This is a genomic window from Clostridium sp. JN-1, from assembly GCF_003718715.1.
In the GTDB taxonomy this organism is placed as follows: Bacteria; Bacillota; Clostridia; order Clostridiales; family Clostridiaceae; genus Clostridium_AV.
On the sequence record NZ_CP033465.1, the window covers coordinates 568,954 to 580,297 of the forward strand.

Sequence of the window (11,344 nt, forward strand, 5' to 3'; positions counted from 1 at the left end):
TTGGCTACAGCAAAATGGATTATGCTTCTTGTGGTAGTAGATGGTTATGATATAATTAAGGAGATTAAAAAAGTTTTATAGATGGAAGGGATAATATGTCAGATATTAAGCTGTTTAAAATACATAATGGAGTAGAAGAACTACCAGCTACATGGGCATCGCTAGAAAGAGAATTACAGACATTGATTGAAAAAAATATGCCTATATTTTTTGGAGTTACTTTTCTTAAAAGTGAATATGTAACATCTAATGGTGGTCGTATGGATAGTTTAGGCATTGATGAAAATAATTGTCCTGTAATTTTTGAATATAAAAGAGCTAGCAATGAAAATGTAATAAATCAGGGATTATTTTATTTAGATTGGCTGTTAGACCATAAAGCAGATTTTGAACTTCTAGTTATGAAAACATTAGGAAAAGAATACTCTGATAAATTAGATTGGAGCATGCCACGTCTTATTTGCATAGCAGGAGATTTTACGAAATATGATGAATATGCTGTAAAGCAAATTAATAGAAATATAGATCTTATCAGATATAAAAAATTTGGAGAAGAATTGTTAATGTTTGATTTAATTAACTCAAATGTAGCCACACCAATTAATAATGTAAATGAAGAAAAAGTATCAAAACAAAGTACGGATAAGACATTTGATGATCAACTAGAAACTACAAGTGAAAAACTAAGAGAATTGTATGATTCCATTAGGAATTATATTTTAGCACTCGGTGATGATGTAACGGAGAATAAGCTTAAATTGTATAGTGCATTTAAAAAGATAAAGAATATTGTATGTGTAGAAGTTAGGATGAAAAGCATAATGCTATATTTAAGATTGAATCCCGAAGAGATTACTCTTGAAAATGGTTTTACAAGGGATGTAAGTGAAATTGGTCATTGGGGAACTGGTGATTTAGAAGTTACAATAAAAGATACTCAGGATTTTGAAAAAGCTAAGGAATATATTGATAGGGCTTATGAGATGAATTAATAATACAAGATGTGGGATAATTGAATTAGCTGTAGGAATTTCTTTAAATGTAATGTTGGGAAACATTAATTTTGCATAATTTTATAGAAATTTCAAATAATTAGAATTATAATATAATTGCATTGATTTTAGTTGGTGCAATTATTTTTATTGAAAGTTATAATTTTTTGAGAAATTTATTAGCTATTAATTATATAATTAGAAAAATAGTAAAATATAATAAATATACTTGAAATGTTAGGATATTTTTAAAAAATTATTTAAAATGCGTTGAAATAGAATGGTTTCAAATAAGGCTGTAAATAACAAGAGAGGGGAGATATAATGAAATTTGATTACGAGGTTGCATTATCATTTGCAGGCGAAGATAGGGAGTATGTTGAAAAAGTTGCTGAGATATTAAAAGCCATTGGTATACAAGTTTTTTATGATAAATACGAAGAAGTGGATTTATGGGGAAAGAATTTATACACACATTTGGATGATATTTATCAGAAAAAATCAAAGTACTGTATTATGTTTATTTCTAAGCATTATAAAGAAAAATTATGGACAACCCATGAAAGAGAAAGTGCTCAGGCAAGAGCATTTGAATCAAAAGAAGAATATATTTTACCAGCTAAATTAGATGATACTGAAATACCAGGAATTAGAAAGACAATTGGATATATAAATATAGAGAAACTTAGTCCAGAAGATTTTGCTTATAAAGTGGCTAAAAAAATTAGACCGGATATTGATGTGCAAGGCATGATAAAATATTTGAAAGAATGCTTAAAAGACTATGATATATCAATAAAAGGAACTAATGTTGTATTCAAAAGTGAATTGGAGGATTATTATGGTGAATTTTCTTTAAGATTGCTAATTGAAATGTATATGATTGATGAGTTAGATAGAATGTTCCTAATTCCTGGGATTGTTCCATACTAATAAAAAAGGTAGATAGATGAAATGTAGTTATAGCTATCTGATTTTTTGAATTTTTTTTATGAATAAAACAGGACATGTTTTTTACTAAAATGAAGAGGAAATGAATACTTTAATAGACAGTGACTAAAGAAAAGGGTTTAATCAGTTATTTTTAGAACTATACAATAATTGGAGAAAATATATAATGCTATTAATGTATTTTAAAATAGTAATATGAAATTTTTTATAGGGGATGATAGGATATGATAATGAGAATTCCAATAAGATTTGATTACCCAGTTCAAATAAATTACCATGATGGAAGTGTAGAAACTTCTTCAGTTTTTCCAGCAGGTAGAGGTTTGATAAGTTGTACATTTTGTAAAATCAATGGGTATGATGCAAATAATAATCGTGTTACAAATTTGGTTGGATATGATGGAATAGAGCTTATGAAGAGGTGTCCTCATTGTAATTATGATAAGCATGTAACTGATTTTGGATATAGTGGGAGAACTACTAATAGAAAGAGAGATCAAAGTCAATGTACTGATTGCAGGGGGAGGTATTAAGCTTATAGTTTTCATATGAAATAAATAAAAATAAGCTCTGAATTTAAAATACAGAGCTTATTTTAGTGTATGAATATTATTTTATATTTACAATATATTTCATAAATTCTTTTTTAAAATAGAAGGCGTGATTTTTATTTGAAATTTCTTTATTATATATATCAGAATGAATAGGATGATAAGGTTTTGAATCTTTACTACGAATTTGAATGTATTTGCCATTTGAAGTATGAATAAAGCCATCGCTACTAGTTTCAATATGTTCATTAAGTTGAGTACAAATAGAATAGTAATCTTTTTCTAATTGTAATTTTAAATCATGGAATTTAGGCTCATCTAAATTTACGTGAACACAAGGTAAGAACATCCAATCACATGGGTCACCAACTTTACTTATTGGCACATAAAGTAGATTATTCATTTTTTTATAAAGTTTACTTTGATAAAAATCATTGCTATTTAACAGTTCATCTATCATTGTTGAAATTTGAGTTATAAACATTGTTTCTAATGGCTTTCCTGTAGTGTCACATTTATTTGTTTTAAGTTCACCATCTTCAAAATCTAAATTGGTGTTAGACAAATTAAGACCTATTGTTATTTCTAAAAGTTGTCCACTTTTTCCTTTGTTTTTTATAATATCCCTCATTTGCTCTTCTTTTAAGACATGTCCAAACTTTTTACCTGCTAAATCATCTATTAGCTTTTTAGCCTCATCTAATTTCATAATATCGCTCCTTTTAGTAATGTATTTTTGTATAAGTACACCATTAATTATATAATTAATAGCATAATTTGTATATAAAGGAGATATATTGCCTAAGATTATATGTATAGAGGTGAATAAAATGGATGAAGCTTTTAAATTAGAAACAAAATCATTATGGAGTTTTAAAGAAAGAGGAGAATGGGCTACTCATAAAGGAGATTATCCAGGTAATTGGAGTCCATTTGTTCCTAAAAATATTATTCTAAGATATTCAAAGCAAAATGATGTAGTGTTAGATCAATTTTTAGGAAGTGGAACTACGCTTATAGAAGCAAAATTATTAAATAGAAGAGCCATTGGGTGTGATATTAATCCTAAGGCATTAGAGATAGCTAAAGATAGAATTTCAAGAGTTAAAGCGAATACTGCTATACAATTAATGGAATGTAATGCTAGAAATTTGGATTGTATTAAAGATAATTCGATAGATTTGATATGTACTCATCCGCCATATTCAAATATCATAAAATATAGTAAAAATATTCAAGGAGATTTATCATTATTAAATCTTAATGAATTTTATGAAGCAATAAAAGAAGTATCAATAGAATGTTTTAGGGTATTAAAAAAAACAAAATACTGTACAATTATGATGGGCGATATAAGAAAAAATGGTTGTGTAATTCCATTAGGATTTAATGTTATGAATTTATTTTTAAATCAAGGATTTAAATTAAAAGAAATAATTATAAAAGAACAGCATAATTGCAATTCTACAAAATTTTGGAAAGAAATAAGCTTAAAAAAGAATTTTTACCTATTAGCCCATGAATATCTATTTGTTTTCTTCAAATAATAATTGGATTTATTTTTAAATACCTTTATAATATAGATTGGATGATGCTAGATATAAAGGTGGAGATAGTATGCAGTATGTGAAAGATAGCAATTATAAGTTGTTATTAGGAGATTGTATTAAGGAATTGAAGAAAATTGAAAGTAAGTCAATAGATATGATATTTGCAGATCCACCATATAAACTTAGTAATGATGGAATAACATGTAAGTCAGGGAAAATGGTAAGTGTAAATAAAGGAAGTTGGGATAAATCTTTAGGACTTGACCTTGATCATAAATTTAATATGAAATGGTTAAAAGCTTGTGATAGAGTTTTAAAAGATGATGGAACTATATGGATATCAGGCACATATCATATTATACATTCAATAGCTTTTGCACTTCAACAAATGGATTACTACATAATAAATGAAATTACATGGGTAAAACCTAATGCTGCACCTAATATGGGATGTAGATGTTTTACTGCAAGTCAAGAAACAATACTTTGGCTGAAGAAGACAAAAAAAGCAAAGCATACTTTTAATTATCAGCTTATGAAAGAACTGAATGGCGGTAAACAAATGAGAAGTGTATGGGAAATATCAACAACTCCAAAACGGGAAAAAATGAATGGTTACCACCCTACTCAAAAACCTAAAAAACTATTATATAGGTGCATAATATCTAGTACTAATGAAGATGATTTGATATTAGATCCATTTTGCGGCTCTGGAACAACAGGAGTTGTGGCTAGAGAAAACGATAGAAAATTTATTGGAATTGATATTGATAAGGAATATTTAGAAATTACAAACAAAAGATTAAAACAAGTAATGGAACAAACTATTGAAGAAGTAAAAAGATGAATTTAGGAGTGATAATGATGAATTTTAATGTAAAACCATTTCTAAAATGGGCGGGGGGAAAATCACAGCTTTTACACGAAATAATCCAAGAATTACCGATAAATATTAAACAGATAAAAAGATATGTAGAACCCTTTGTTGGTGCTGGTGCCGTATTTATACATTTTTTAGAAAATAATTATTTTGAAGAATATATTATAAATGATATAAATTCTAAATTAATAAATTTATATAAAGTTATTAGAGATAGACCAGATGATTTAATTGAAAAACTTGAAAAACTAAAAGCTCAATATTTAGAATCTGATTCAGAAGAAAGAGAGCAACTGTTTTATAAAATAAGAACTAATTTTAATAATGAAGAATGTGATATTATACAGTCATCTGCATATTTTATTTTTTTAAATAAAACTTGTTTTAATGGATTATATAGAGAAAATTCAAAAGGTGAATTTAATGTTCCATTTGGTAAATATAAAAATCCAAGTTTTTTTGATGAATTACAATTAAGAGAAATATCAAGATTGTTGAACTTAAAAAATGAAAATGGGGAATTCAAAGTTAAGATACTAAATAAATCTTTTGATGAACTTGAAGAATATGTAGATATTAATACATTTGTTTATTGTGATCCGCCATACAGACCAGTAACATTGGGAGGATTTACATCATATAATAAAAGCAATTTTAATGATAAAGAGCAGATTTTATTAAGAGATTTCTTTGAAACACTACATAAAAAAGGTGCAAAGGTAATGTTAAGCAATTCCGATCCTAAGAATTTAGATGAAAAAGATAATTTCTTTGATGATTTATATTCAAAATTTAATATAAAAAGAGTTTATGCTAAGAGAGCTATAAATTCAGCAGGTGATAAGAGAGGAAAAATTACAGAACTATTAATAACAAGCTATAAAGAGCAAGCTAATAGTGAAGCAGCAACGACTAAGATAGATGAATGTATAAAAGAATACTTAAGAACTGAATCTAGTGATTTAGTAAAAATATTCACTAAATCTTTATTAGAAACAAATAGAGGGTTTAATTTCTATGTGAATTGGCAAAGACCAGCTACAATTGTAAGTCAATATAATATAGAACTTAATACTTTGAATGCATTAGTTAAAAATAAAAACTATGATGATGATTTTAAAAAAATAGTTAAGAGATTTCCAACAGTGATAAATGTCTTACCAGCTTTATTTGCTTTATCAAAAGATGAAAGAGAAAACTTAAGAAAAGGTAAGGATGTTTTGAAAGTTGTGAATATAGATGCGTTAGAAGATGATTTGCTTGAGTATAGATTTAATATTGGAGAGGAAGAAAATCTAACTGAAGAAGAAATAGAAAAATATTTAGACTTTACTAAAAAGATAGGATTGAAATACTTATTTACAGATTTATTAGAAAAACACTTAATTGATTATCTAATAGGATGTGAAGTAGGATTAGATAGTAACGGAAGAAAAAATAGAGGCGGATTGGCATTTGAGTTAGCATTAGAACCAATAATATATAATATCGCAAAAAAATATGATATAAAAATGTTAACTCAAAAACAATTTAAAGTTTTGAGGAAAATGGGATTTGAAATTTCAGAGGATATAGCTAATAGGAAGGCTGACTTTATATTAATTAAAGATAATAAAATTATGAATATAGAAGCGAATTTTTATGGTGGTTCTGGATCAAAACCAGAAGAAATAATAGACTCATACATAAATAGACAAGAAGATTTAAGAAATAATAATATAGAATTTGCACTTATAACTGATGGCAAAAAATGTTGGGGGAATGACCATAAGCCACAATTGTTAAAAGGATTTAGACATTTAAACTATCTATTGAATTTCAATATGTCTAAGAATGGAATGTTAGAGGAAATAATAAACAACATTTTTTAAATTATTTATAATGTAGCTTCTATTTTATTATGTGTAAGAATTAAAAAAAAGAATATTTAATAAATAATGGACAGACACTTTTCAATGATTTTAAAATACCCGTAGAGTTAAAGTTAACTCTATGGGTATTTTTTATATATTGACAGGAATAATTTGGAGATGTATAATGTTCTCATACAAGCATACACGCAACAATGAAAGGGGCGATGGAATGATTAACTTAGACTTTAAACAAAAAAAAGAATGGTGTTCCCGTTCTATCAAAAGATGAAATTGATAATTTAGCGGAAATAGTAATTAATGATTATAATTCTAAAATGTTAAAAGAAGCAAGTGCTTTAGATGTTGAGGAATTTTTAGAATTTTATGCTGAATTAGAAATGGATTATAAAGATTTAACCCATAATCAATCCATATTAGGTATGACAGTTTTTAATGATTGTAATATACCAGTGTATGATGCTAAGAATAATAAGGCTAAAAGAATACCTGTAAATGAAGGAACGGTTCTTATTGATAATAGCCTTTTGAATGAAGATCAATTAAGAAGAGGACGATTTACTATAATGCATGAAATAAGTCATTGGCTTATACATAGACAAGTGTATCTAGTAGACAAAAACCAATTATCATTATTTGATTTTATGGAAGATCAAAAACAGCCAGTTGTAAAATGTCGTACTAGTGATATCGAAAGTACTAGAAGAAAAAAATTAGTAACTGATGATGATTGGATGGAATGGCAAGCTGATTCAATGGCATCAGCATTGTTAATGCCTAAGTCAATATTTGTAAAGATTACAAGGGATAAATTTATATCTGTTGGAATGGAAAAATGCTATTATGAATTAGGTTCTGATTTTGAAAAAGATTTATGGGCAGATTTATTACCTTATGAATTAGCAGATATATTTGATGTATCAGTAACTGCAGCTAAAATAAGACTTAAGAATTTAGGATTCATACGTGAAGAACAAGGAAATCATCAATATTTTCTTGTATAAAATAAACAAAAAGCTTAATTATATAAACTAGCATGTTTTGCTAGTTAAAAGGGAGGTGTAAAGAATGAGTCCAAACAAATTTGGAGAGTTTGTATCAGAGAGAAGAAAAGAAAAAAAGATTAGTTTAAGAAAAATGGCAGAACTTTTGGATCTTTCTCCAGCATATTGGAGTGACATTGAAAAGGGTAGAAGAAATCCACCTAACATTAACAAACTTCAAGAAATCGCTAATATATTAGGTCTGTCTCATGGTGAATTGGATGATATGATAGATATAGCTTCAGAGGATAGAGATGAAATTCCTATGGATTTACCAGATTATATAAAAGAAAGTAATTTAGCTAGAACTGCTCTTAGAAAAGCTCGTAAAATGGATGAAGTCGAAGGCAAAAGTGGCGTTACAGAAAAAGCATGGAAGGATTTTATAAAGGCTTTAGAAGAGGAAGAATAAGGGGGCTTGTTTGTGAATGAGATATTTAAAAAGATGATTGAAGATAATTTTTATGGAGATATATTTAATTCTTTGCAAGCAGAAATTACAAACAATTATGATGAATATGATTTGACTCTAAGAGCCAATGTTGTTCAGGAAGTGCTAGAAGCAGAACTTGATAGCATTGATGTTTTAAGAATTTTTGATATTAATCAAGATGAAGAAGATGTAACTTTTAATATGTTAGTTAGTTGCAATATTCAGATTAGTGATTATGCTTATAATGAAAACATATCAGAGTCAATTTGTCAGTGGTTTAAGCTAAGTTGTAGTGCTATCTTAGAAAATGCTACATTAAAAGATTTTACTGTAGATGAAATTGAAGCCTATAACAAGTAAAAAGGTGGGGATATGTTAATGAATTTAAGTAAAGATTTAGTGCCAATTATATATAAAAAGGATATGGATAAAGAGGCAACAAAATTTTTGCTAAAGTACTGTCCAGAAGCTTTAGAGAAACCTATGCCTATACCAGTAGAAGATATTGCAGAATTAGAAATGAATCTTGAGATTGATTATGTAAATATTGATAGAAATTATGATATATTAGGCATGATGATATTTTCTGATGGGTTAGTAGAATTATATGATAAGGAGCAAAACCAGTGCATTAGAAGAAAATATAATAAAGGAACTTTACTTGTAGAAAGTGATCTTTCTGAGCCAAATTCCAGAGGTAGAGAAAGATTTACTATTGCTCATGAGATAGTTCATTGGGACAAGCATCAGCTAAGATTTATGGCTCTATCCTATAAAGAGAAAACATCAGCCAAGGCATGTCGTTGCCCAAAAGATAAACCATACAAACCTAAAACACCAGATGAATGGGTTGAATGGCAAGCAGATAATTTAGCAGCTGCAATTTTGATGCCATCATCTATGTTTAAAAAGAAAACACATGAACTTAAAAAAACTTATTTAGTAGGGGAGAAAATTAATGATTTTATGTGGAAAGGATTTAGTCCAGAGATGGTAAAAGAATTTATTATTAATGAATTAGCATCAACTTTCCAAGTGTCAAAACAGGCGGCAGAAATAAGATTAAATACTTTAGAGATTTTGTTATAAAGGATAATAGCATAGAGTTAGTTTATGTTGTTATCTTTTATACACACTAATATAAGTGTATAAAAGACGAATAGAGTGTAGGTCTTATTTTTTTACTCCTTATGTTCGCTTATATGCAGACATGACACATAACGACAATTTTTTTTAACTTCAATGTTCGCTTGAAAGCCTACAAGACATAAAATGAATAAAAAATGGAGGTGCCTATGGTATTAAAAGAAGTGAGAGACAAAGGAAAACACCAAAAGTTACTATTTAAAATTATTATTGAAAAAGATTCCTTTCTAATATCAACTAAATGTAGAGATTATAAAGAACCTATCTTAATTGATATTGGTTCAATTGTTAGTCCATATGTAGATAAAGAAACAATGGAAAAAATGAAAGCAACTTGTAAATTAATTTATAAACAGAAAACTAAAGAATTATCTTAAAAATTCAATAAATACAATCCCTTGTGAGCTGCTTGATAGCCGGATTGAAATGTCAATGCAAATTGAGAATTATTTCTCAGTGCAGGACATTTCTCCGGCTATTTTTTTTGCCCTTTTTTGGGTCAAGTCATGTGTAAATACAGCATTTTCATCAGTAATACAGTTTTAAATTCCAAAATTCAAGGAGGTAAATAAAATGAAAAGAGTTATTAAAATAGGTAAAGAGTTAGTGGAAGTAAGTGAGGAACTTTATAAAGAGTACTATAAAATGGGAAGACGTGAAAGATATATGCAAAATGATATAAAGGTAGGACGTATTGATGTAGATATGGAGAAACAAAAGGTTACTTTTGTTGATAGTAAAGAGGATTCTGTTGAAAGGTTAATAGATAAAGGATTAGATTTTAAAGATGCCCAAGCTGTAGAAGACATTGTCTGTGATAAGGCAATGCTTTTTATTTTACAGAAGGCTATGGAAGAACTAGATTGTGAGGAGCAAGAACTTATAAAGAGCATTTATTATAAAAACCTTACAGTAAGAGAAGTCGCAAAAGAAGAAAACGTTTCTCATGTAGCTATTGTTAAAAGACATAAAAAAATTTTAGAAAAGCTTAAAAAATATTTTTTATAAATTTGGTTACCAAACATACCTCCTTATTGGCTAACAAGTGAGGGGGTTATCTCCCATCACAATATACGGAGGTTATATAAATGAATGAATTAGTTAAAGTAGATTATAGCAAAGAAGAACCAACGGTATCTGGTAGAGAATTACATGAATTTTTAGAAGTAGAAACTAGATATAATGATTGGTTTAAAAGAATGTGTGAATATGGATTTACAGAGGGTGTGGACTTTTACTCAAATTTGAGTAAAACACATGTATGCGGTGGAAGACCATCAACTGATCATGAACTTACAATTCCAATGGCAAAGGAATTGTGTATGATTCAAAGAACGGAAAAAGGAAAAATGGCACGTCAGTATTTTCTTTCTATAGAAAAGGCATGGAATACACCTGAAATGGTTATGTCTAGAGCATTAAAGATGGCAGATATAACAATAAAAAATCTACAGATAGAAAATGAAGAATTATTAGTTGCTAATACTAATATGCAACCCAAGACTGAATATTTTGATGAATTAGTAGATAGAAATTTACTTACTAATTTTAGAGATACAGCTAAAGAATTAAAGGTTAAGGAAAAAGCATTTATTAGTTTTCTTCTAAATATAGGATATGTCTATCGTGATAAAAAACAAAAACTTAAGCCTTATGCAGATAAAAATGATGGATTGTTTGAAATTAAGGAAGTAAAAAATGAAAGAACAGGATGGGTTGGTACACAGACACTTATTACTCCAAAAGGAAGAGAAACTTTTAGGCTTTTAATAAAAGGATCATCTATATAAAAATTTTCAAACATATGTGACCCAAAATGTATTTTTAAAGGTTAATAACTGAGGAGTATTACTTAAATTTGAGTAATACTCCAGGAATAAAGCAACTTTTATTATTTTGAAAAGAAGAACTAATAAAATTTTTAAAT

At 27.9% G+C, this 11,344-nt stretch carries 14 protein-coding genes; 13 read left to right on the forward strand and 1 reads right to left on the reverse strand.

Annotated elements, in window-relative coordinates; genetic code table 11:
* Positions 1-95 precede the first annotated feature (95 nt).
* The 3 genes from EBB51_RS02775 to EBB51_RS02785 all read left to right on the forward strand — a co-directional run bounded on the left by EBB51_RS02775 (position 96) and on the right by EBB51_RS02785 (position 2,476).
* Complete coding sequence (locus EBB51_RS02775; RefSeq protein ID WP_123053051.1) at positions 96-992, forward strand: DUF5655 domain-containing protein; 897 nt, start codon at positions 96-98, stop codon at positions 990-992.
* Between the two features lie 324 nt (positions 993-1,316).
* On the forward strand, positions 1,317-1,925 hold the full coding sequence (locus EBB51_RS02780) for a TIR domain-containing protein (protein ID WP_123053052.1): 609 nt from the start codon (positions 1,317-1,319) through the stop codon (positions 1,923-1,925).
* 242 nt (positions 1,926-2,167) lie between these two features.
* The gene (locus tag EBB51_RS02785) at positions 2,168-2,476 is read left to right on the forward strand and encodes a hypothetical protein (RefSeq protein ID WP_123053053.1); all 309 of its coding nucleotides are present in this window, start codon (positions 2,168-2,170) and stop codon (positions 2,474-2,476) included.
* Between the two features lie 76 nt (positions 2,477-2,552).
* Here the strand turns inward: EBB51_RS02785 and EBB51_RS02790 are convergent, their stop codons facing one another.
* On the reverse strand, positions 2,553-3,203 hold the full coding sequence (locus tag EBB51_RS02790) for a MutH/Sau3AI family endonuclease (RefSeq protein WP_123053054.1): 651 nt from the start codon (positions 3,201-3,203) through the stop codon (positions 2,553-2,555).
* A 121-nt stretch (positions 3,204-3,324) separates the two neighbouring features.
* On the opposite strand from EBB51_RS02790, the gene EBB51_RS02795 reads away from it, so the two are divergent.
* The 10 genes from EBB51_RS02795 (at position 3,325) to EBB51_RS02840 (ending at position 11,207) form a co-directional block, all read left to right on the forward strand.
* On the forward strand, positions 3,325-4,041 hold the full coding sequence (locus tag EBB51_RS02795; RefSeq protein WP_035150410.1) for a DNA methyltransferase: 717 nt from the start codon (positions 3,325-3,327) through the stop codon (positions 4,039-4,041).
* A 70-nt stretch (positions 4,042-4,111) separates the two neighbouring features.
* The gene (locus tag EBB51_RS02800; RefSeq protein WP_123053055.1) at positions 4,112-4,891 is read left to right on the forward strand and encodes a site-specific DNA-methyltransferase; all 780 of its coding nucleotides are present in this window, start codon (positions 4,112-4,114) and stop codon (positions 4,889-4,891) included.
* Positions 4,892-4,908: 17 nt separating this feature from the next.
* A complete protein-coding gene (locus tag EBB51_RS13595; RefSeq protein ID WP_207667289.1) occupies positions 4,909-6,795 on the forward strand; it encodes a DpnII family type II restriction endonuclease in 1,887 nt (628 codons plus the stop codon).
* Positions 6,796-7,112: 317 nt separating this feature from the next.
* A complete protein-coding gene (locus EBB51_RS02810) occupies positions 7,113-7,799 on the forward strand; it encodes an ImmA/IrrE family metallo-endopeptidase (protein WP_243103895.1) in 687 nt (228 codons plus the stop codon).
* Between the two features lie 64 nt (positions 7,800-7,863).
* The gene (locus EBB51_RS02815) at positions 7,864-8,250 is read left to right on the forward strand and encodes a helix-turn-helix transcriptional regulator (protein WP_123053056.1); all 387 of its coding nucleotides are present in this window, start codon (positions 7,864-7,866) and stop codon (positions 8,248-8,250) included.
* A 12-nt stretch (positions 8,251-8,262) separates the two neighbouring features.
* Entirely contained in the window at positions 8,263-8,631 is a 369-nt protein-coding gene (locus EBB51_RS02820; protein WP_123053057.1) for a hypothetical protein, read from the forward strand.
* 18 nt (positions 8,632-8,649) lie between these two features.
* On the forward strand, positions 8,650-9,360 hold the full coding sequence (locus EBB51_RS02825) for an ImmA/IrrE family metallo-endopeptidase (RefSeq protein ID WP_123053058.1): 711 nt from the start codon (positions 8,650-8,652) through the stop codon (positions 9,358-9,360).
* 206 nt (positions 9,361-9,566) lie between these two features.
* Positions 9,567-9,794 (forward strand): hypothetical protein, encoded by a 228-nt coding sequence (locus EBB51_RS02830; protein WP_123053059.1) that lies wholly within the window; start codon positions 9,567-9,569, stop codon positions 9,792-9,794.
* Between the two features lie 196 nt (positions 9,795-9,990).
* Complete coding sequence (locus EBB51_RS02835) at positions 9,991-10,425, forward strand: sigma factor-like helix-turn-helix DNA-binding protein (RefSeq protein WP_123053060.1); 435 nt, start codon at positions 9,991-9,993, stop codon at positions 10,423-10,425.
* An 80-nt stretch (positions 10,426-10,505) separates the two neighbouring features.
* Entirely contained in the window at positions 10,506-11,207 is a 702-nt protein-coding gene (locus EBB51_RS02840) for an antA/AntB antirepressor family protein (protein WP_123053061.1), read from the forward strand.
* Positions 11,208-11,344 lie beyond the last annotated feature (137 nt).

What these genes read in the sequence shown, in the direction of transcription:
- EBB51_RS02775 (WP_123053051.1), top strand. Translation starts at nt 96, where the DNA reads ATGTCAGATATTAAGCTGTTTAAAATACATAATGGAGTAGAAGAACTA.
- EBB51_RS02780 (WP_123053052.1), top strand. Translation starts at nt 1,317, where the DNA reads ATGAAATTTGATTACGAGGTTGCATTATCATTTGCAGGCGAAGATAGG.
- EBB51_RS02785 (WP_123053053.1), top strand. Translation starts at nt 2,168, where the DNA reads ATGATAATGAGAATTCCAATAAGATTTGATTACCCAGTTCAAATAAAT.
- EBB51_RS02790 (WP_123053054.1), bottom strand. Translation starts at nt 3,203, where the DNA reads ATGAAATTAGATGAGGCTAAAAAGCTAATAGATGATTTAGCAGGTAAA.
- EBB51_RS02795 (WP_035150410.1), top strand. Translation starts at nt 3,325, where the DNA reads ATGGATGAAGCTTTTAAATTAGAAACAAAATCATTATGGAGTTTTAAA.
- EBB51_RS02800 (WP_123053055.1), top strand. Translation starts at nt 4,112, where the DNA reads ATGCAGTATGTGAAAGATAGCAATTATAAGTTGTTATTAGGAGATTGT.
- EBB51_RS13595 (WP_207667289.1), top strand. Translation starts at nt 4,909, where the DNA reads ATGAATTTTAATGTAAAACCATTTCTAAAATGGGCGGGGGGAAAATCA.
- EBB51_RS02810 (WP_243103895.1), top strand. Translation starts at nt 7,113, where the DNA reads ATGTTAAAAGAAGCAAGTGCTTTAGATGTTGAGGAATTTTTAGAATTT.
- EBB51_RS02815 (WP_123053056.1), top strand. Translation starts at nt 7,864, where the DNA reads ATGAGTCCAAACAAATTTGGAGAGTTTGTATCAGAGAGAAGAAAAGAA.
- EBB51_RS02825 (WP_123053058.1), top strand. Translation starts at nt 8,650, where the DNA reads ATGAATTTAAGTAAAGATTTAGTGCCAATTATATATAAAAAGGATATG.
- EBB51_RS02830 (WP_123053059.1), top strand. Translation starts at nt 9,567, where the DNA reads ATGGTATTAAAAGAAGTGAGAGACAAAGGAAAACACCAAAAGTTACTA.
- EBB51_RS02835 (WP_123053060.1), top strand. Translation starts at nt 9,991, where the DNA reads ATGAAAAGAGTTATTAAAATAGGTAAAGAGTTAGTGGAAGTAAGTGAG.
- EBB51_RS02840 (WP_123053061.1), top strand. Translation starts at nt 10,506, where the DNA reads ATGAATGAATTAGTTAAAGTAGATTATAGCAAAGAAGAACCAACGGTA.